The organism is Micromonospora sp. NBC_01739 (genome assembly GCF_035920385.1).
In the GTDB taxonomy this organism is placed as follows: Bacteria; Actinomycetota; Actinomycetes; order Mycobacteriales; family Micromonosporaceae; genus Micromonospora.
Genome location: NZ_CP109151.1, coordinates 1,070,559 through 1,090,531, shown reverse-complemented (window position 1 = coordinate 1,090,531; position 19,973 = coordinate 1,070,559). Strand labels below are relative to the sequence as shown.

Here is a 19,973-nt window from a genome sequence, read left to right as displayed (position 1 = left end):
CCTCTCCGGGTATCGCGGCGCTCAGGAGGCGATCGCTGCCTTGCCGGCGGCGACGAACTGGGCGGCGGCCTCGGCGGGGGTGGCCCGGCCGTACTGGGCGTTCTCGGCGGCCTTGGTCAGCTCGGCGCGTACCTTGCTGTGGCCCTTGATCGGCACCTGGGGGGCCGCGCCGAAGGTCTCGGCCAGCTTGGTCTCCACCTCGATGGACTGCTTCATCGCCGGGTCGGTGGTGTCGTCGCTGACCACCCGACGCAGGTCCAGGTTGGAGGGCAGACCCCGGTCGGTGCCGAGCAGCTTGACCGCCTCCGGGTCGTTGACCAGGAAGTTGATCACGTCGACCGCGATGTCGGCGTTCTTGCTGCCCCGGAAGACCGACCAGTACATCGAGGCGCGGGCCCACTGGGCGCTCGGGTCACCGGGGTAGGCGATGACCCCCAGCTCGTCGGCGGTGTTCTTCTTCAGCTCCGGCATCTGGTTGACCCAGACCCAGGAGGTGGCCGACTTGCCGGTGACCACTAGCTGCTTGGTGATGTCGGTGGCGTTGCCCTCGTGGATGACGTCCGGGGTCGGGGTGGCGCCGGAGTCCCGGGCCCCCTTCCACAGCTCGAACCACTTGGTCACATCCTCGGCGGTGAAGCCCAGGTCGCTGCCGGAGTAGAGGTCCTTGCCCTGCTGGCGCAGCCACACCCAGAAGGCCTTGTAGTCGGCGCTGGGGTCCTGGGTGCCGGGCACCCCGGTCTTCTTGCTGACCTGCTCGGCCCAGGCGATGTGCTCCTCCCAGCTCATCCCGGTGGTCGGCTCGGGCAGCCCGTTCTTGGTCAGCAGGGTCTTGTTGTAGACCAGGCCCTGGGTGTTCTCCCCGGCGGCCAGACCGGCGAGCTTGCCGTCGACCTCGCCGTACTGGAGCAGGCTGGGCGGGAACTTGGTGGTGTCCAGGTCACCGGAGTCCTGGTACTTCTTCAGGTCCAGGGTGGCGTTACGGGCCGCGTACTCGGTCAGGTAGTTGTCGTCGATCTGGAAGATGTCCGGCGGGTTGCCGCCGGCGGTGAGGGTGGCCAGCTTGTCGAAGTAGCCCTGGTTGGCCTGCCAGGTGGTCTCGAAGACCACGTTCGGGTTCTTCTTGGTGTAGAGGTCGAGCGCCTGCACGGTCAGCGCGTTGCGGGCGTCACCGCCCCACCAGAAGATGGAGATCTTGGTCTTGCCGTCGGCGGCGTCGTCGCCACCGCAGGCCGCCGCGGCCCCGACCAGGGGCAGGGCCACGACTGCGGCGAGCAGGCCGCGCAGCAACCGGCGGCGCAGCAGGGGGGTACGGTAAGTGCGCCCGTCGGGCGCGCTGGTGGGGTGCGTTGCGGGGTGCATGTGCGCTCACTCCTTGGCGTTAGGAGGCGACGACGTCACCGGCGGCCACCTTCGGGCCGCCCGGGTCCGCACGGCGATGCGGGCCCGGGCCTGCGGCAGTGGCACCGGGACGTTCCCGACCGGCGTAGGGGCCCGGTCCGGTGGAGTCGCGGATGACCAACTCGGTCTGGAGCATTACCTGTGCGGTGGTACGACGGACGCCGACTGTGGCTCCGACACCGCCGGCCCGCCCGGTGCGCGGCAGGTCGGTGTCGTGTTGCAGCAACATGTCGACGGCCGTCCGGCCGGCGGCCGCGGTCGGGGTGGCCACCGTCGTCAGTTTGGGGCGGGTCAGCCGGCTCAGTGAGATGTCGTCTACCCCGACGACACTCACCTCCTGCGGCACCGCCACTCCCAGTGCGTCGAGCCCTTCCAGCAGGCCGATCGCCATCAGGTCGTTGTAGGCGAGCACGGCGCTGACCCCGGCCCGGCGGACCTGCTCCGCCTGGGCCAGTCCACCGTGCTCGGTGGGTGGATTGGGGCCGAGCACGGTCAGCTCCGCGCCGGCCGCCCGGGCCGCCGCACCGGCGGCCCGCCGGATCTCCCGGCTGGTCCAGGAGCCCCGCGGCCCACCGAGCAGGGCGATCTCCCGGTGGCCCAGAGCGGCCAGGTGTTCGATGGCCGACCGGGCCCCCTGGCCGACATCCATCAGCACGCAGGGCAGCCCGGACAGTTGGCGGTTGACCACCACCAGCGGGACCTCCCGGCTGAGCTGCTCGATCAGGCTGTTGCTCATCCGAGGGCTGCACAGCAGCACCCCGTCGACCTGCTTGGCCAGGGCGTGGACCAGCTCCTCCTCGGCGGCGGCGTCCTCATTGGTGTCGGCCACGAAGACGTGGTAGTCGCGGTGCCGGGCCTGGCTCTCCGCCGCCTTGATCAGGGGCGGGAAGAAGGGGTTGGCGATGTCGGCGATGATCAGCCCGATGTTGTGGGTGCGGCCGGTGATCAGGGCCCGGGCGGCCCGGTTGGGGCGGTAGCCCAGGTCCTCGGCGCAGGCCAGCACCCGTACCCGGGTCTCCGGGTTGACCAGGTGGGGCGCCGAGAAGGTGCGGGAGACGGTGGAGATGTGCACCCCGGAGGCCCGTGCGACGTCCCGGATCGTGACTGGCACTGCGGCCCCCTTCGTAGCTGTGTCGGCGGTCACGGGTGCCGCCAATTAATGCAAACGGTTGCTCCAGTGTCAACGGCCGATGATTACAGCTAGGTTTCGACACCGGTCGCTAAAGCTGAGGAATTGGTGCAAATGCCATCGGTTGCCGGTGCACCGTTGACGTCGAGGCATCGAGCATGATTACTTCACTGCAAAGGTTTGCAGAGAAATCGAGGAGGATCGGTTCGTGTCTCCGCAACCCGGCAGCCGGGCCCGCTACGCCGTGGTCGGCACCGGCGCCCGCGCCGAGATGTTCGTCCGCGCCCTGGTCCACGACCACGCCGACACCGCCGAACTGGTCGCCTTCGCCGACGTCAACCAGGCCCGGATGGACGCCCACAACCGGTGGCTGGCCGAACTCGGCCACCCCCGGGTGCCCACGTACCACGCCGGGGACTTCACCGCGATGCTGGCCAAGGAGCGGGTCGGGGTAGTCCTGGTCACCTCGGTCGACGTCACCCACGACGAGTACGTGGTGGCCGCCCTGGAGGCCGGCTGCGACGTCGTCACCGAGAAGCCGATGACCACGGACGCGGCGCGCTGCCAACGCATCCTCGACGCGGTCCGCCGCACCGGCCGCCGGGTCACCGTCGCCTTCAACTACCGCTACAACCCCTTGCACGAGCAGGTGCGCCGGCTGCTGGCCGAGGGCGCGGTCGGCGAGATCGGCTCGGTGCACTTCGAGTGGCTGCTGGACGTACGCCACGGCGCGGACTACTTCCGCCGCTGGCACCGCGACAAGGCCAGCTCCGGCGGGCTGATGGTGCACAAGGCCAGCCACCACTTCGACCTGGTCAACTGGTGGCTTTCCGCCACCCCCGTGCAGGTGTACGCGGCCGGACGGCTGTTCTTCTACGGGGAGAACGGCCGCCGGCACGGCTACGCCCGCGACTACGACCGGGCCCACGCCAGCCCCGCCGCCGAGGACGACCCCTTCGCCCTGCGCCTGGCCGAGCATCCCCGACTGCGGGAGCTGTACCTCGACGCCGAGGCGGAGGACGGGTATCACCGGGACCGTAACGTCTTCGCCCCCGGGGTCAGCATCGAGGACGACATGGCCGTGCTGGCCACCTACTCCACCGGGGCCACCATGACCTACCACCTCACCGCGTACGCCCCCTGGGAGGGCTACCGGGTGATGGTCAACGGCAGCCGGGGCCGCCTGGAACTGGAGGTCACCGAGAGCGAATACGTCAGCCCGGCTGCGGCCGGGGCCCTCAAGGGGGCCGCCCTGCACGGGGACCAGGCCGCCGCCGAGGGGGGCTCGGCCACCCTGACCCTGCGCCCCTTCTGGTCCCCACCACGACGCATCGAGGTCGACGGGTACACCCGCCACGGGCACGGTGGCGCGGACGCCCGGATGACCCAGGTGCTCTTCGGCGGCGCAACCGACCCGCTGCACCGCGCGGCCACCGCCCGGGACGGCGCACTGGCCCTGCTCACCGGGCTCGCCGCCAACCGGTCCTTCGAGACCGGGGCCCCGGTCCGCGTCGCCGACCTGCTGTCCCTCGACTGACCTCTACCCCAGGAGTCGCACCCCGTGCCCACCTCGACCCGACCAGACCTGCTCCTCCCCGCCGACCCGGGCCAACGCGCACTGGCCCGGGAGTTGTACGCGCTGGTGGCAAGGTTGCCCATCATCTCCCCGCACGGGCATGTCGACCCGGCCCTGCTGGCCGAGGACCGGCCCTTCGGTGACCCGGCGCAGCTGCTCATCGTGCCCGACCACTACCTGACCCGGATGCTGCTCAGCCAGGGGGTTCCCCCCGCCGAGCTGGGGGTGCCCAGCCGCGACGGCACTCCGGTGGAGACCGACGGGCGACGGATCTGGCGCCGTTTCGCCGAACACTGGCACCTGTTCCGGGGCACCCCGTCACGGCTGTGGCTGGAGCAGACCTTCACCGAGGTCTTCGACGTCGACACCCGACTGTCCCCGGCCACCGCCGACGAGGTGTACGACGCCCTGGCCGCCAAGCTGTCCGAGCCGGACTTCCGACCCCGGGCCCTGTTCGAACGGTTCAACATCGAGGTGCTGGCCACCACCGAGTCCCCCCTGGACGACCTGGGTAGGCACGCCAAGCTGGCCGCGGACGGCTGGGGTGGGCCGGGCGGGCGGGTGGTCACCACCTTCCGCCCGGACAACGTGGTCGACCTGGACTTCGAGGACTGGGCGGCCAACATCGACCGGCTGGGCGAGCTGACCGGGGAGGACACCGGCACGTACCCCGGCTATCTGGCCGCCCTGCGGGCCCGCCGGGCGGCGTTCATCGCCGCCGGCGCCACCTCCTCGGACCACGGTCACCTGACCGCCCGGACCCTGGACCTCGGCGCGGGCGCCGCCAGGGTGTTCGACCGGGCCCGCCGGGGCCGGGCCGAGCCGGGCGACGCCGAGGTCTTCGCCGCGCACATGCTGCTGGAGTTCGCCCGGATGTCCCTGGAGGACGGGCTGGTGATGCAGTTGCATCCCGGTGCGGTGCGCAACCACAACCGGTGGCTGTACGCCCGGCACGGCCGGGACGTCGGCGGCGACATCCCGCAGGCCACCGAGTACGTGCACGCCCTGGCCCCGCTGCTGGAGGCGCACGGCAACGACCCCCGGCTGCGGGTGGTGCTCTACACCCTCGACGAGGACACCTTCACCCGGGAACTGGCTCCCCTGGCGGGCGGGTACGCCGCCCTGCTGCTCGGCGCACCCTGGTGGTTCCTGGACTCCCCCGAGGTGCTGCGCCGGTTCCGGGAGACCGTCACCGAGACGGCCGGCTTCTACAACACCGCCGGGTTCGTCGACGACACCCGCGCCTTCTGTTCCATCCCGGTACGCCACGACGTGGCCCGGCGCATCGACGCCGGCTACCTGGCCCGGCTGGTGGCCGAGCACCGGCTGCCGATGGACGAGGCCGCCGAGACCATGGTCGACCTGGCGTACCGCCTGCCGAAGCAGGTCTTCAAGTTCGGGGAGAGGCAACAATGACCACCATCACCGAGGTCACCGTGCACGACGTACGGTTTCCTACCGCCGCCAGCGGCGACGGCTCCGACGCCATCAACCGGGGTGACTATTCGGCCACCTATGTCGAGCTGAGCACCGACGACGGGCCGACCGGGGCCGGGTTCACCTTCACCAACGGTCGCGGCAACGAGATCACCTGCGCGGCGGTACGGGCCCTGGCCCACCACGTGACCGGCCGTACGGTCGCCGAGATCACCGCCGAGCCGGTGGCCTTCTGGCGCTCCCTGGTCGCCGATGTACAGCTGCGCTGGCTGGGCCCGGAGAAGGGGGTCATCCACATGGCCACCGGGGCCCTGGTCAACGCGGTGTGGGACCTGCGGGCCAAGCTAGCCGGCAAACCCATGTGGCGCTACCTGGCCGAGCTGCCCACCGAGGAGCTGGTGGCCAATGTGGACTTCGGCCACATCACGGACGCGCTGACCCCGGAAGAGGCCACCGCCATCCTGGACAAGGGCCGCGACGGGCTCGCCGACCGGCTGGCCGTGCTGGAGCGCGACGGCTTTCCCTCGTACACCACCTCGGTGGGCTGGCTGGGTTACCCGGACGACAAGGTGCGAGCCCTGACCCGACAGGCGTACGCGGCCGGGTGGCGGGCGATGAAGATGAAGGTCGGTGGCCCGCCCGCCGACGACCTGCGGCGGGCCCGGATCATCCGGTCGGAGATCGGCCCGGAGGCGCTGCTGATGATGGACGCCAACCAGGTGTGGGACGTCGACGAGGCGATCACCAACATGACCGCCCTGGCCGAGGTGGATCCCTACTGGATCGAGGAGCCGACCCACGCCGACGACATCCTCGGGCACGCCCGCATCGCCCGGGCGGTGACCGAGCTGACCGGCGGGCGGTGCCGGGTGGCCACCGGCGAGGTGGCCGCCAACAAGGTCATCTTCAAGCAGTTGTTGCAGGCCGAGGCGATCGGGGTGATGCAGATCGACGCCTGCCGGGTGGCCGGGGTCAACGAGGTGCTGGCCGAGATCCTGATGGCCGCCAAGTTCGGGGTGCCGATCTGCCCGCACGCGGGCGGGGTCGGCCTCTGCGAGTACGTCCAGCACCTGGCGATCTTCGACTACCTGCGGGTGGGCACCAGCCTGGAGGGGCGGATGGTGGAGTACGTCGACCACCTGCACGAACACTTCCTGGACCCGGTACGCACCCGCGACGGACGGTACCTGCTGCCGACCGAGCCGGGCTACAGCGCCACCATGCGCCCGGAGTCCATCGCCACCTTCGGTTTCCCGGACGGCCCGGCATGGCGGTGACCGTGGGGGCCTCCCGACTCGACCTGGGGGCGCTGCGTCGGCTGCCGGCCGGGTCCCGTCCGCTGGTGCAGCCCGGCAGCGTGCCGGCCGGGGTGCTGCACCTGGGGCTCGGCGCCTTCCACCGGGCCCACCAGGCGGTCTACACCGAGCAGGCGATCGCCCTGGCCGGCGGGGACTGGGGCATCCTCGGGGTGGCGCCGCGCAACGCCGACCTGGTGCGGGTGCTGACCGCGCAGGACAACCTGTTCAGTGTCAGCACCCTGTCGGCCGCCGACCAGCACACCCGGGTGGTCGGGGCGCTGACCGGGGTACGGCTGGCCGCCGCCGACCCGCAGGCGGTGGTGGCGCTGCTGGCCGACCCGGCGATCCGGGTGGTCACCCTGACGGTCACCGAGAAGGCGTACCAACTCGATCCGGCCGCAGGAACCCTGCGCCCGGACCCGGCCCTGGTGGCCGACCTGACCACGGACCGGCCCCCGGTGACCGTGCCCGGTCTGCTGGTGCGCGGGCTGCTGGCCCGGGCCGCCGCCGACGCCGGGCCGATCGCCCTGGTCAGCTGCGACAACCTGCCCGCCAACGGCCGCCGGCTCCGTGGCCTGGTCCAGCACGCCCTGGCGTACGCGAAGGCACCCCGACCGGCCCTGGACTGGGTCGGGGCCCAGGTAGGGTTCCCGGGCACCATGGTGGACCGGATCGTCCCGGCCAGCACGGCGCAGACCCTGGCGGCGGCCCGGCGGGCCCTGGGGGTGGAGGATCTGGCGGCGGTGGCGGCCGAGCCGTACACCCAGTGGGTCATCGAGGACGACTTCCCCGGCGGACGTCCGGCCTGGGACCGGGCCGGGGCGGTGCTCTGCGCCGACGCCGGGCCCTGGGAGCGGCTCAAGCTGCGCACCCTCAACGGGGTGCACTCGGCGGCGGCCTACCTGGGGGCCCTGGCCGGCTGCGAGACCATCGCGGAGGCCCTGGCGCTGCCGCACCTGGACACCGTGCTGCGTCGGCTCATCGCCGAGGAGATCGCGGTCAGCTTCACCCCGCCGGAGGGGGTCGAGGTGGTCGACTACGGCGAGCAGGTGCTGGCCCGGTTCGGCAACCCGGCGATCCGGCACCGCACCCTCCAGGTGGCGATGGACGGTTCGCAGAAGCTGCCCCAGCGGATCCTGCACACCATCGCCGACCTGCGGGCCGCCGGCCGCTCGGCGCGCTGGGCGACCCTGGTGATCGCCGCCTGGATCCGGTTCGCCCAGGGTGCCACCGACGAGGGTTCGCCGCTGCCCCTGGACGACCCGCTGGCAGACCGGATCCGTACCGCCCTGGCCGAGGCGGCGCAGACCCCCGCCGGGGCGGTCGAGGCCGTGCTGGCCCTGGACGAGGTCGTCCCGCCGGAGGTGGCCGCCGACCCCCAGGTACGCGCCGACATCACCGCCTGGCTGACCGACCTGACCCGTTACGGCGTCCGCCCCACCCTCACCGCCGCCGCATGAGTGCAAGGAAGGGCACCTTCTTAACGCCTGCGGTAGAGGAAGGGTCCCCGCTTAACACTCCACGGATCGCGCTGATCGGGGCGAACGGGCACGGTCGCTGGCACCGGCGGGTGATCGGCCCCCTGCACGAGGCCGGGCGGCTGCGGCTGGCCGCCCTGGTCGACCCCAGGCCGATCGAGGAGGAACCGGCCGCACCGGTGCCGGCGGGTACCCGGATCTTCACCGACCATCGGAAGATGCTGGCCGAGGTGGCCCCCGAGGTGGTGGTGATCTGCACCCCGCCGCACACCCACCTGCCGATCGCCCGGGACGCGGTGACCGCCGGTGCCGACCTGCTGCTGGAGAAGCCGCCGGTGCTCTGCAGCACCGAGCATGAGGAGTTGGCGGCGCTCCTGGCGGCCACCGGCCGGGTGGCCCAGGTCGGGTTCCAGGCCCTCGGCTCGGCGGCGCTGACCGCACTGACCGAGGCGGTGACGACCGGCCGACTGGGTACGGTCACCGGCATCGCCACGGTCGCGGCCTGGCAACGGCCGGACGCCTACTATGCCCGGGCCCCCTGGGCCGGACGGCGACTGCTGGACGGTCGGCCGGTGCTAGACGGGGCCCTGGCCAACCCGCTGGCGCACGCGGTCATGCAGTGCCTGGCGGTCGCCGAGGCGGTCACCGGGCAGCCGGTGCAGCCGGCCACCATCGAGGTGGAGCGGTACCGGGTACGGCCGATCGAGGTCGACGACACCGCCGTGCTGCGCCTGCGGCCGGCGGAGGGGCCACCGATCGTGGCCGCGGTGACCCTCGCCGGGGAGGACTTCGTGGCCGGCGAGGTGATCGTCACCGGCACCGGCGGCCGGGCGATCCTGGAGTACCCGACCGACCGCCTGTGGTTGCCCGGGCAGGCGGGCCCGGACCTGGTGCCCGGCCGGCGGGGTCTGCTGGAGAACCTGCTGGCCCATCGGGCCGACCCCCGGGTTCCGCTGATCGCCCCCCTGGCCCGGACCGCCGCCTTCACCGAGCTGCTGACCGCGCTTCAGGCCGCACCCGAGCCGACCCTGCTGGGCGGGGACCTGGTGGAACCGGTCGGCGAGGGGCCGCAGCGGGTGCTGCGTATCCGCGAGGTCAACGCGGTGCTGCGCCGGGCCGCCGAGGATGGCGAACTACCGTCGGAGTCGGGTGTGGCATGGGCCGTGCCGCCGTGGCAGGCCGTGGCGGCACCGAAAACGACATCCCAGGAATAGGAGGTACGGCAACCGGACTGCAAATCGTCGTTCCGGAGTGGATCGACGCAATGCGTTCACCTGCGGCTTCCCGATCAGGATAGGTCGGGTCAATGTCGGCCGATCGCATTTAGTGCAACAAACCTGCATATCCAGCATATTGACCGATATCAAACACAATCCGTAACCTTCGTTACCAGCAAGAAACACGACGAAGGAACGGACAAACAATGCGCAGAGTCGCCGCGTACGCGGCATTGATCACACTCACCCTGACCGCCGCCCCCGCTCCCGCCGCCGCTCACGCCCCGGCCGGGACCGACCTGGCCGCCCGGCCCTCGCCGACCTCCGCTCCCCCGGCCCTGTCCCCCCTGGCCCGCCAGCTCGGCCGACAGACCCTGCCGGCCGGGGACGGCTGGGCCTCCGCCGGGCCGGGCACCACCGGCGGTTCGACCGCGAGCGCGGACCAGGTGCACGTCGTCACCACCCGGGCCGAGCTGATCGCCGCGCTCGGCGGCGACAACGCCACCAACGCCGGCAACGCCACCCCCAAGATCGTGTACGTCAAGGGCACCATCGACGGATTCGAGGGCCCCGACGGCAGCCTGCTGAACTGCACGGACCTGGCCGACCCCGGCTACTCCCTGGAGGCGTACCTGGCCGCGTACGACCCGGGGGTCTGGGGTCGGGTGGCGCCGAGCGGGCCGATCGAGTCCGCCCGGGTGCGGTCGGTGACCAACCAGACCCGGCACACCCAGATCAACGTCGGCGCCAACACCACCATCATCGGGCTGCGCGGGGCGCGGCTGACCGGCCTCACCCTGATGATCGACCGGGTCTCCAACGTCATCGTCCGCAACATCACCTTCGACGACGCCCGGGACTGCTTCCCCGCCTGGTCCCCCACCGACGGGGAGACCGGCAACTGGAACTCCCAGTACGACCTGGTCTCGGTGCGCCGCAGCGAGAACGTCTGGATCGAGCACAACACCTTCACCGACGGGGACAACCCGGACAGTGCCCAACCGGTCCACTTCGGCCGCCCCTACCAGGTGCACGACGGCGCGCTGGACATCACCCACACCGCCAGCCTGGTCACGGTCGCCTGGAACCGGTTCGACGGGCGGGACAAGGTGATGTTGATCGGCTCCTCCAACACGGTCGGCCCGGACCTCGGTCGGCTCAACGTCACCCTGCACCACAACCTGTTCGACGGGTCCCTGCAACGGCTGCCCCGGGTGCGCTTCGGCCAGGTCGACCTCTACAACAACGCCTACCGGATCGCCGGTGCCGGCTTCGAGTACGCCATCGGTGTCGGGGTGCAGTCCGCGGTGTACGCGCAGAACAACCACTTCACCCTCGGTGCCGGTATCTCCGCCGCCGACCTGCTCTACGACTGGAGCGGCACCGCCATCACCACCCGGGGCAACTGGGTCACCCCGGCGAGTGGGCTGCCGCGGCCGGTCGACCTGGTGGCCGCGTACAACGCCGTACACGACCCCGACCTGTCCCCGGACGCCGGTTGGACCCCGACCCTGCGGCACGGTCCGGTGCTGCCGGCCCCCCTGGTGCCGCTGGTCGTCGGACCGCTCGCCGGCGCCGACCGGCTGCCGCTGTAGCGGCACCCCGCTGTTAAAAGGGGGCCCCGCCTATGCCGGAGGCGTTAACAAGGGGCCCTTCCTTTCACCACCACCAACAACAGCAAGGAAGGTGAGACGAGGATGAGACGCACCCTCGCGCCACGAGTCCTGGCGGCCCTCGCCGCCACAGCCACCGGAGCAGTCGTCTGCGTGGCATTGACGACGCCGCAGGCGTCGGCGGCCGTCGGCAGCGCCACCGGCTTCGCCAGCAGCAACGGCGGCACCACCGGTGGGGCCGGCGGGCAGACCGTCCGCGCCACCACCGGCACCCAGATCCACGCGGCCCTGTGCAACCGGGCCAGCAGCAGCACCCCGATCATCATCCAGGTCGAGGGGACCATCAACCACGGGAACACCACGAAGGTCTCCGGGTCGAGCTGCAGCACCGCCGCCGACGTGATCGAACTCAAGCAGATCAGCAACGTCACCATCCTGGGGGTCGGCAACGGAGCCACCTTCGACCAGATCGGCATCCACATCCGCGAGGCCCGCAACATCATCATCCAGAACGTGACCGTCCGGAACGTCAAGAAGTCCGGCTCGCCGACCTCCAACGGCGGTGACGCCATCGGCATGGAGGCCAACGTCCGCAACGTCTGGGTCGACCACGTCACCCTGGAGGCCTCGGGCGGTGAGTCGCAGGGCTTCGACGGGCTGTTCGACATGAAGAACAACACCCAGTACGTGACCCTGTCCTACAGCATCCTGCGCAACTCCGGCCGGGGTGGTCTGATCGGGTCCAGCGAGAGCGACCTGTCGAACGGGTACGTCACCTTCCACCACAACCTGTACGAGAACATCGACTCCCGCACTCCCCTGCTGCGCGGCGGCGTCGCGCACATCTTCAACAGCCACTTCTCCCGGATCAACGAGTCCGGCATCAACTCCCGGGCCGGGGCCCGGGCCAAGGTGGAGAACAACTACTTCCAGAACGCCAAGGACGTGCTGGGCACCTTCTACACCGACCAGGCCGGCTACTGGCAGGTCAGCGGCAACATCTTCGACAACGTGACCTGGTCTTCCCGCGGCGGGGACACCAACCCGGCCGGCCCCAACCCGACCTCCAACACCAGCGTCAGCGTTCCCTACTCGTACCGCCTGGACCCGGCCAACTGCGTGCCGGACATCGTCCGGCAGACCGCCGGCGCCAACAAGGGCATCCGTACCTCGAACGGCAGTTGCACCCCGACCACCCCGACGAGCGGCCCGACCACCCCCGCTCCGGGCCCGACCACCCCGACCCCCGGTCCGACCAGCCCGACCCCGGGCCCGAGCCAGCCCAGCGGCACCAACCTGAGCATCGGGGCCGGCTCCGACGGGTCCAGCAAGGCCAGCGGCACCAGCTACGGCGACGTACGCGACGGCAACATGAGCACCGCCTGGTCGCCGTCCGGGTCCACCGGTCAGATCTCCATCAAGTGGGACACCGCCACCCGGGTCTCCCGGGTCAACATCCGGGAGGCCTCCGGGGCGGTCGGCAACGTCCGGTCGTGGCGGCTGCTCAACCATGACACCGGCGCGGTCCTGGCCAGCGGCAGCACCGCCGGGGTGATCTCCTTCCCGGCCACCTCGCTGCGGAAGATCACCTTCGACATCACCAGTTCCTCCGGCACCCCGCGGATCGCCGAGTTCGAGACGTACGCCGGATAGTCACCTGATCTGCCGGCCCGGCCGGCACCCGAGCACCAGCCTGGTGGGGGCCGTCGACGCCGACGGCCCCCACCCTCATACCCCCCAGGGAGTCCACGCCGACGGGCTTGTTGCGGCGTGTCGGCGGCGTCCGGGCGTACGGCAGAATGTGCGGGCGATGGACGCCGGTGTCATCCTCACCGCGCTCGCCGACCTGGCTCCGGCCGGGGCCGAGCGGGTCCTCGACGTGGCCGCGGGCAACCGGCCCCTGGTCTGGTTGCCGGAGCCGCACCGCGGCCCCCACAGCGGCCACCTGGACCGTCTGGCGGCGCAGGACGCCCTGCACCGCGACGAACGCATCCTGCGCCGTGGCCTGGCCTTCCTGGTCGGCGGGGCGGACATCGAGGGGGTACGGCGGCGGATCCGGCTGCCGCTGCTGGCCCAACCGGTACGGCTGGAGCGGGGCCGAGGCGGCTACCGGGTGGTCCCCGCCGGTGACCTGGAGATGACCTCGCTGATCGAGGATCGGGATCTCGCCGCCCGGTTGGAGGCCGCACCCGGGCTGGCCGGGCCGGGTTGGCTGACCGCCCCCGGCACGGCGGCCTGGATCACCGCGGCGGCCGAGGCGGCCGGTCTGAAGGTGGAGAAGGTCGTACCCCGTCCGCCGCGCCGCCTCGACGATCAGAGCCTCACCGGGGTTGCCGCGGCGGCGATCTTCGTTACCCGGGACGTGTTCGCCGGCCGGCTTCGCGACACCCTGCTGAACTGGGCGGGCCGTCCCGGGTTGGCGGACACCGCCCTGAGCCGGCTCTACCTCGGCCCCTCCGACGAGCACGACGACAAGACCGGCCACGACGACGAGGAGGTGCTGTCCCCGCTGCCGCTGAACGGCACCCAGTCGGAGGTGGTCCGACGCACCCGTACCGAAGCGGTCGTGGTGGTCTCCGGTGCCCCCGGCAACGGCAAGAGTCACGCCCTGGTCGCCGCCGCCCTGGACGCGGTCGACCGGGGAAAGTCGGTGCTGGTGGCCACCCAGTCCGTGGCGGCTGCGGAGGCCCTGGGCACCCTGCTGCGCCGGCATCCCGGCCCACCCCCGGTGCTCTTCGGGGACGCGGAGCGACGCGAGGCGGTCGCCGCCGACCTGGCCGACGGGGCCGCCGGTGGGGTGCGCGACGATCAACTGCGCACCGACGCCGCCGCGGTGGCGGCGGCCCGGCACCGGGTCGCCACCGTCCGAGCCGGGATCACCGCTGCCCTGGAGCAGGAGCGACGCGCCGCCACCCTCCCGGGTTGGCAGCCCCTGCTGCCCGCGCTGACCCAGGACGCGCCACGGGTCTTCGACCCGGACGCCGACCTCACCGCCATCCGGCACGCCCTGCGGGATACCGGCCGCCAGGGCGCGGGCTGGTGGCCGCGACTGCGACGGTCGTACGCCGAACGGCGGCTGCGACGGCTGACCGGGGCCGGTCCCGACCTGCCCCGGGATCGGCTGGAGGCGGCGGTGGAGGCGGCCGAGGCCCTCCAGGCGGCGGCTCGACTCCCCGCCCAGGGCGGCACCGAACTCTCCGCCGCCTGGCAGTCCCTGGCGGAGGCGGACACCGTACTGGCCAAGGCGGTCGGCACCGCCCTGCGGCACCACACCACCAGCGCCCAGCGGTGGACCCCGCAGGCCCGGCGGGCCGCCAACGGTCTGGGTACCGCCCTGCGGGCCGGGCGCAACCGGCGCCGGGAACTGCTGGCCGGGCTGGACGCCGAGGCGCTGGTGCGGGCCCTGCCCCTGTGGGTGGGCACGGTGACCGACGTCGAGGATCTGCTGCCACCGGTGGCCGGCATGTTCGACCTGGTGGTGCTGGACGAGGCCGCCCACATCGACCAGGTACGGGTCGCCCCGGTGCTGGCCCGCGCCCGCAACGCCCTGGTCGCCGGTGACCCCCGGCAACTGCGGTTCGTCTCCTTCGTCGCCGATGTCGAGGTGACCGCCACCCTGCACCGGCACGGACTGGACCGGCTGGCCGACCGGCTCGACGTGCGACGGTCCAGCGTCTACGACCTGGCGGCCGGGGCCGCCCGGGTCACCTGGCTGGCCGAGCACTACCGGTCCGCGCCGCACCTGATCGGGTTCTCCGGGGAACGGTTCTACGACGGCAGACTGGAACTGGTCACCCGGCACCCGCGCAACGAACAGGCCGACGCCATCGACGTGGTGCGGGTCGACCGGGCGACCGTGGTCGACGGCGTCAACCAGGCCGAGGTGCAGGCCGTACTCGACCTGGTCCGGGCCCTGGCCACCGATCCCCCGGCCGGCGGGATCGCGGTGATCAGCCCGTTCCGGGCCCAGGCGGACGCGGTGGAGGCGGCCCTGCTGTCGGCGTACGACCTCGACGAGATCCAGCGGCTCGGTCTGCGTACCGGGACGGTGCACGCCTTCCAGGGCAGCGAGGCGGACGTGGTGATCGCCTCACTCGGGCTGGTCGACGAGGACCCACCGGCCCGACACCGCTTCCTGGCCGATTCCAGCCTGCTCAACGTCCTGATCACCCGGGCCAGGAAGCAGCTGACCGTGGTCACCTCGCTGCGCTCCCCCGAGGGCATCATCGGCGACTACCTGCGCTACGCCGAACAACCCCCGACACCCCCGACCGGCCCGGCCACCTCCGCCTCGGACCCCTGGACCCGGGCCCTGGCCGTCGAACTCGAAAAGCTGGGACTGCCGGTACGGGTCGACTACCCCGTCGGCCGCTGGCAGATCGACCTGTGTGTCGGGGCGGACACCGAGGCGGTCGGGGTGATCTGCGGGGTCCATCCGGATTCCGTGGCCGCACACGTCGAGCGGCAACGGACCCTGGCCCGCGCCGGATGGCGCCTGTACGACGCCTTCGCCAGCCACTGGAACGCCGACCCGATCCGAGCCGCCCTCGACCTGGCCGCCCGCATCCGCGACGTTGACACATAGGAAGCCTGACCGGCCCGTCCTCTGGGCACGGCCGAAGCAGAATCGAAATCGGCCAGCAGGCACGGAGGGTCGATGCGGTGGCCTCGAAACAGGCAGACGTTCACTGCTGAGCAGCCGACCTGTCAGACCCGCTTTCTAACAGTGGTTGCTAACACGGTAGACGATGGTGTCGTTGCGGGTCGGCGAGGGCGACGACACGGTGGGAGTAGGCGTCGATGGCGGACTGCAGGTGCGGCGGTAGTGCTCGGTGCAGCGAGCCGGTGGTCGCGGGTCGGGACGAGGCCGCCGCGATCATAGAGTGACGCTCGACCCTTTGGATCGCATCGACGGGATCTTGAAGCTCTCACCCGTGGCGTAGACCACCCGGAACCCGAGGTGTTGTGCCAGCGGCGCCCAACGTGCCGAGGAAACCAACTGTTGAAGGCTGTTGACTTTGCCGGCGTTGACCAGCCGATCCAGGACCACCGTCTCGAAGGCCGCCGACTCGATCCAGTCAATCTGCTTGGTGAAGCCACACACCATCGACGCGCCCGTCTGCTTCAGGAACTCGCTCAGGTCCCTGTCGGACCCCTGCAGCACCGAGCACGCGCCGATGTAGATCTGCCTCCCCTGCCAGCAGCCTGGTGATATCCAGGTCGCGACCTCGTGCAAACTGGTCGATTGTGAGTTGGACAGCCACAGTTGGCTGGGAGACCCGTGCAGCGCAAAGAAGCCCACCTCGTACGAGGAGTACTTGCGCAAGGACCACTGTTCGACGTAGTACTTCAGCTGATCCCGGGTGACAGCGCTCTGATGGATGTAGCGCAGGCTCTCCAACTGCTCCAGCAGCTGAAGAGTCGGCCGCACCGACCAGCGCTTGGTCAGGTCGGGATGCCATTCGCCCTCGATACAAAAGACACCCTTGCGCCTCGGCATCTCAACCTCCCCGGGGTGACGAAACCGCATCGGTACGAGAGCTTTCCGCTGCCTGCCCATCGACAGAACGTCCACAATGGTTGGTACGAGGGCCGCCTCACCTTGCACATGCAGCGGGGAAGTCACAAGTTGCACAGCAAGGACGCCTACCGCCAGTTCACTCGGCTGAGCTGCTACTCAACGACGTTGACGCAAGCCACGCACGTCCCACTACTTCAGGGTGGTAGCTGCTCTCGAAGGAGTAAGGCCCGGCAGCCACCCAACAACTCAACAATCGCATCCCCGCGATGACCGGCCGCTGTCGCAATAGCCAGAACGCCGTCGCCAGGTCCGGGCAGCGCAGGAGAAGCTTCTCCTCGGCGAGGGTCTTCGTCCTGTCCTCCAGGATCTCGATGCCGCGTTCTTCCCACTCCTTTTCGCTGGCCACCCCTGCTTCGAGGGCCAGACCGACAGGCCCGGCGTGTAGCCGCAACCACACACTCTCACCGGACTCGTACAGGCCGATGATCTCCAGCACCCCGACCGTCAACCGCAGTACGGCAGGTGTGGTGTCATCGAGATACGACAGATGCCAGTGTCGTCCCGCAGTCGTAGCTGGCTCCGGCACCACCATCCGAGCAGCCCAACCGGCCAGCGCCCAGGCTATCTTTTTCGACCCCGTCAAGCCGTTCGCGCATTTGTCGTCGCTCTCGACCGGCAGTGGGTGAAGTGGTGCCGGGACCGGTTCGGCGAAGATCCAGTCGGCCAGGTCGGCCGGTGAGACGATCCCCCAGAGCCGAGAGCGCCGGGACTCTAGAGCTTCGGCCACTTCGGCCACGTCGTCTGCGGTCCACCAGGGGGTAGCGGAACTGACTTCTGTCGGGTCGGACAACTTATACCTCCGAGAGGTCCTGGTAGAGGTCGCCGAGGAAGCGGGTGTCCCACTCCGGGTCGGTGAAGTCGTGCACAAGGGTGCCGGTCTCGCCGCGTCGATGAGCGGTCCGAGCCGGCACCAGAATGAGGTCGGTTGCGCGCCCCAGGGGTCGCAGGCGATGAGTTAACTGGTTCTGGCCGCCGAGACCCCGGCAGACATTCCTGAAAGAGGACACCCGCAGCGAGTCAGGCCGGTCGACGGCAGGACCAGTCCAGTTATGCCCAGGCAAACAGATGGCGATCGAGGCATACGGCGTCAGGCAGCCTTGAAGACGGTGTCCAGATGCCACTCGAGGAAATCGGCATTGGGCCGATCAGGCGCCCGTTGCGGAAGTGCGATGGTCGTGCCGGCCTTTGCGTAGAACTGGTCACCGTTCCCGAATTCACTGCGCAGGCGAGGACTGACCATCAAGCGGTACTTCGGGTCAACACCAAGGTACCCCCGATCGAAGAGAATGTGCACGTCCGACTTGAGCAGCAAGCCGTTGTCGATCCGATGGTCCCCGCCTTGCTGCAACGGCCTAATATGGGCCGCCTGCAGCACCGGCTGGACCCTGTTGCCGGTAATGGCGCAACGTCGTCCGTAGGCACTCAGCACCACAGCCTTGAACGACTGCTGACCGAGGCGTTGCGGTACGAGCCGGGGATCACCATACACCGGCCCGGGTCGATGCCAGGGCTCACTGAGGTCCAGTGCGACGGCCACGCCCAGTATGCGGTGCAGCAGGAGATCGAAGTACCCGGCGACGGAGGAATCAGCGAGGTCGTACGTCTTGCCCTGTACCACATTGGAAGCGAAATCCGGTGGTGGGCCAACAGTCGATTCATCAGGGAAAAAGACGCTGTCGCGAACGAAGATGCAGCCGATGACCGGGTCCTCGTCGAGCCCGATCGGCTGCTTGCGGTAGCGCCCGACGCTGCGGCGCATCTCGTCCAAGCTAGCGACACCGTTGGCCTCGCCGAACAACTCCCACGCCTCCGAGATCCTCAGTTGGGTGAAGCCGCTGAAGAAGCCTCCTCCGACTATCCGATTGAGTGGGTAGTGCGCCTTGAAGAAGAAGGGTTCGCCAGGCGTGAGAGCACGAAAGTTGCCGCCAGACGGCCGCCAGAAGTTGACCTCACCCAGGCCGGGACGCGCTGCTAGGAACCGGTACCACTTTTCGTCCGTCACGCCTACAAAAGCCTTCACATCGATCATCCTGCACCGAACATGATCTACCCGCTACACCCGGAACGGTCGGATCTCGGCAGACAGCCAACTCAGGGCTCCCGCATCCAGGTGCCCGGATCGGTCACGAAGACGCCCTTGCCCTGCTGCCGCCGAATGACCCGCAGCGCTTCGAGGCGCGCGTAGGCCATCTGCACGGTTCCGTGACTGACGTTGTAGGTGGCGCGTGTGTCGGCGATCGAGGGCAGCCTGTCCCCCGGCTTCAACTTCTTGGACTTGACGTCGGCGATCACATCATCGGCGATGCGCCAGTAGTCCGGCACTTCTCGCATGGCACTCCTCGCGTGGCAATCCGATTCGATCACACCGCAACGCGCCTAACAAGCAACGTTGACTCATCTGACATGTCTAGATATGTTGGTTTCGAGCCGCTCCTCGCGTGGCAACGAGTTCGGCTCATCCCCTGGCCGGGGCGGGTGCGTGTGCCCGTCCCGGCCCAGACAGGCTGCTCTGTCGTCGTACCGCCGAACTGGGCTGCGGCGGCCGAGCGGGCGGGCCGTGCGGACGCCGGCCACGCACGGCCCGCCCTTCCAGACCCACCGCACCGACCTTTCGCGCTTCCGCTCGCCCAGGAGAGGACCGACGTGGCCCAGGTGTATCGATCCGGCCAGCTCTACGGGACCGGGCTGCCGGCCCGGTTGACCCCGCACGAGGTACGCACCCGCAGCTTCGACCCGCGTCGCCGTGGCGTCGATCCCGATCAGGTACGCCAGTTCCAGGCCCGGGTCGCCGATGACCTGGCCGACCTGCACCGGCAGATCCACACCCTTGCTGAGGAGAACGAGCGGCTCAAGCGGGCACTGCGCGACTGGCAGACCATGCACGCCCGCGAATGCCGACCAGCGAACGACGGCCACTGGTGACTGTGCGCCCCTCCCCCGGCGACCTGCTCCGGATCGACGGCCGCGCCTCGGTGCAGTTCGCCGGGGACCGGGCGCTGACCCTGCGCGTCGTCTCGGTCAGCGACCGCCATGCGTACGACGGCTGGGTCTGGCTGACCGGCTACGTGCTCAGCCGGCGCGGCAACGCCACCACCAAACGCGAAATCTACGTCCAACTCGCCGGTCTCTCCGCTCCTCGGAACCGGCGGCGCCCCGCCAGGTCAGCCGACGCGGTGGAGCTGGTGGGCCGCACGGAGGGTCGGCACGACCGTCCCGTCCAGGTAGGGCGCTGACGCGTACGTCGTC

At 70.3% G+C, this 19,973-nt stretch carries 16 protein-coding genes; 10 read left to right on the top strand and 6 right to left on the bottom strand.

Going from position 1 to position 19,973, the window contains the following annotated elements:
* Positions 1–21: 21 nt before the first annotated feature.
* Together OIE53_RS04845 and OIE53_RS04840 are read right to left on the bottom strand one after the other, a co-directional pair.
* Positions 22–1,359: an ABC transporter substrate-binding protein gene (locus OIE53_RS04845; protein WP_327025354.1), complete on the bottom strand. Its 1,338-nt coding sequence runs from the start codon at positions 1,357–1,359 to the stop codon at positions 22–24.
* 19 nt (positions 1,360–1,378) lie between these two features.
* Entirely contained in the window at positions 1,379–2,509 is a 1,131-nt protein-coding gene (locus OIE53_RS04840; RefSeq protein ID WP_327025353.1) for a LacI family DNA-binding transcriptional regulator, read from the bottom strand.
* A gap of 226 nt (positions 2,510–2,735) precedes the next feature.
* Between OIE53_RS04840 and OIE53_RS04835 the strand changes: the two genes are divergently transcribed.
* The 8 genes from OIE53_RS04835 to OIE53_RS04800 all read left to right on the top strand — a co-directional run bounded on the left by OIE53_RS04835 (position 2,736) and on the right by OIE53_RS04800 (position 15,731).
* Positions 2,736–4,064, top strand: a complete 1,329-nt coding sequence (locus OIE53_RS04835; protein ID WP_327025352.1) for a Gfo/Idh/MocA family protein — start codon at positions 2,736–2,738, stop codon at positions 4,062–4,064.
* Between the two features lie 24 nt (positions 4,065–4,088).
* Positions 4,089–5,519 carry a glucuronate isomerase gene (gene uxaC, locus OIE53_RS04830; protein ID WP_327025351.1) on the top strand — a complete coding sequence of 477 codons (1,431 nt, stop codon included), beginning with the start codon at positions 4,089–4,091 and terminating at the stop codon, positions 5,517–5,519.
* Positions 5,516–6,817 (top strand): enolase C-terminal domain-like protein, encoded by a 1,302-nt coding sequence (locus OIE53_RS04825; RefSeq protein WP_327025350.1) that lies wholly within the window; start codon positions 5,516–5,518, stop codon positions 6,815–6,817. Before uxaC ends, OIE53_RS04825 begins: the two co-directional genes overlap by 4 nt.
* Positions 6,808–8,298: a mannitol dehydrogenase family protein gene (locus OIE53_RS04820; RefSeq protein WP_327025349.1), complete on the top strand. Its 1,491-nt coding sequence runs from the start codon at positions 6,808–6,810 to the stop codon at positions 8,296–8,298. The genes OIE53_RS04825 and OIE53_RS04820 overlap by 10 nt, the downstream gene beginning before the upstream one ends.
* Complete coding sequence (locus OIE53_RS04815; protein ID WP_327025348.1) at positions 8,295–9,530, top strand: Gfo/Idh/MocA family protein; 1,236 nt, start codon at positions 8,295–8,297, stop codon at positions 9,528–9,530. The genes OIE53_RS04820 and OIE53_RS04815 overlap by 4 nt, the downstream gene beginning before the upstream one ends.
* 209 nt (positions 9,531–9,739) lie before the next feature.
* Positions 9,740–11,128 (top strand): pectate lyase family protein, encoded by a 1,389-nt coding sequence (locus OIE53_RS04810; protein WP_327025347.1) that lies wholly within the window; start codon positions 9,740–9,742, stop codon positions 11,126–11,128.
* Between the two features lie 102 nt (positions 11,129–11,230).
* On the top strand, positions 11,231–12,799 hold the full coding sequence (locus OIE53_RS04805; RefSeq protein WP_327025346.1) for a pectate lyase family protein: 1,569 nt from the start codon (positions 11,231–11,233) through the stop codon (positions 12,797–12,799).
* A 157-nt stretch (positions 12,800–12,956) separates the two neighbouring features.
* Positions 12,957–15,731 (top strand): AAA domain-containing protein, encoded by a 2,775-nt coding sequence (locus tag OIE53_RS04800; protein ID WP_327025345.1) that lies wholly within the window; start codon positions 12,957–12,959, stop codon positions 15,729–15,731.
* Positions 15,732–16,022: 291 nt separating this feature from the next.
* On the opposite strand, the gene OIE53_RS04795 is transcribed toward OIE53_RS04800, so the two are convergent.
* The 4 genes from OIE53_RS04795 to OIE53_RS04780 all read right to left on the bottom strand — a co-directional run bounded on the left by OIE53_RS04795 (position 16,023) and on the right by OIE53_RS04780 (position 19,058).
* Positions 16,023–16,646, bottom strand: coding sequence for a DUF6642 family protein (locus OIE53_RS04795; protein WP_327025344.1), 624 nt, complete (start codon positions 16,644–16,646; stop codon positions 16,023–16,025).
* Between the two features lie 157 nt (positions 16,647–16,803).
* Positions 16,804–17,463, bottom strand: a complete 660-nt coding sequence (locus OIE53_RS04790) for a hypothetical protein (protein WP_327025343.1) — start codon at positions 17,461–17,463, stop codon at positions 16,804–16,806.
* 351 nt (positions 17,464–17,814) lie between these two features.
* Positions 17,815–18,756: an HNH endonuclease gene (locus OIE53_RS04785; protein ID WP_327025342.1), complete on the bottom strand. Its 942-nt coding sequence runs from the start codon at positions 18,754–18,756 to the stop codon at positions 17,815–17,817.
* A gap of 62 nt (positions 18,757–18,818) precedes the next feature.
* Positions 18,819–19,058, bottom strand: a complete 240-nt coding sequence (locus OIE53_RS04780) for a winged helix-turn-helix domain-containing protein (RefSeq protein WP_327025341.1) — start codon at positions 19,056–19,058, stop codon at positions 18,819–18,821.
* Between the two features lie 312 nt (positions 19,059–19,370).
* Between OIE53_RS04780 and OIE53_RS04775 the strand changes: the two genes are divergently transcribed.
* Together OIE53_RS04775 and OIE53_RS04770 are read left to right on the top strand one after the other, a co-directional pair.
* Complete coding sequence (locus OIE53_RS04775; protein WP_327025340.1) at positions 19,371–19,649, top strand: DivIVA domain-containing protein; 279 nt, start codon at positions 19,371–19,373, stop codon at positions 19,647–19,649.
* Positions 19,646–19,960 carry a hypothetical protein gene (locus tag OIE53_RS04770; protein ID WP_327025339.1) on the top strand — a complete coding sequence of 105 codons (315 nt, stop codon included), beginning with the start codon at positions 19,646–19,648 and terminating at the stop codon, positions 19,958–19,960. Before OIE53_RS04775 ends, OIE53_RS04770 begins: the two co-directional genes overlap by 4 nt.
* Positions 19,961–19,973: the final 13 nt, after the last annotated feature.

What these genes read in the sequence shown, in the direction of transcription:
- OIE53_RS04845 (WP_327025354.1), bottom strand. Translation starts at nt 1,359, where the DNA reads ATGCACCCCGCAACGCACCCCACCAGCGCGCCCGACGGGCGCACTTAC.
- OIE53_RS04825 (WP_327025350.1), top strand. Translation starts at nt 5,516, where the DNA reads ATGACCACCATCACCGAGGTCACCGTGCACGACGTACGGTTTCCTACC.
- OIE53_RS04820 (WP_327025349.1), top strand. Translation starts at nt 6,808, where the DNA reads ATGGCGGTGACCGTGGGGGCCTCCCGACTCGACCTGGGGGCGCTGCGT.
- OIE53_RS04815 (WP_327025348.1), top strand. Translation starts at nt 8,295, where the DNA reads ATGAGTGCAAGGAAGGGCACCTTCTTAACGCCTGCGGTAGAGGAAGGG.
- OIE53_RS04810 (WP_327025347.1), top strand. Translation starts at nt 9,740, where the DNA reads ATGCGCAGAGTCGCCGCGTACGCGGCATTGATCACACTCACCCTGACC.
- OIE53_RS04805 (WP_327025346.1), top strand. Translation starts at nt 11,231, where the DNA reads ATGAGACGCACCCTCGCGCCACGAGTCCTGGCGGCCCTCGCCGCCACA.
- OIE53_RS04800 (WP_327025345.1), top strand. Translation starts at nt 12,957, where the DNA reads ATGGACGCCGGTGTCATCCTCACCGCGCTCGCCGACCTGGCTCCGGCC.
- OIE53_RS04795 (WP_327025344.1), bottom strand. Translation starts at nt 16,646, where the DNA reads ATGCCGAGGCGCAAGGGTGTCTTTTGTATCGAGGGCGAATGGCATCCC.
- OIE53_RS04785 (WP_327025342.1), bottom strand. Translation starts at nt 18,756, where the DNA reads ATGATCGATGTGAAGGCTTTTGTAGGCGTGACGGACGAAAAGTGGTAC.
- OIE53_RS04780 (WP_327025341.1), bottom strand. Translation starts at nt 19,058, where the DNA reads ATGCGAGAAGTGCCGGACTACTGGCGCATCGCCGATGATGTGATCGCC.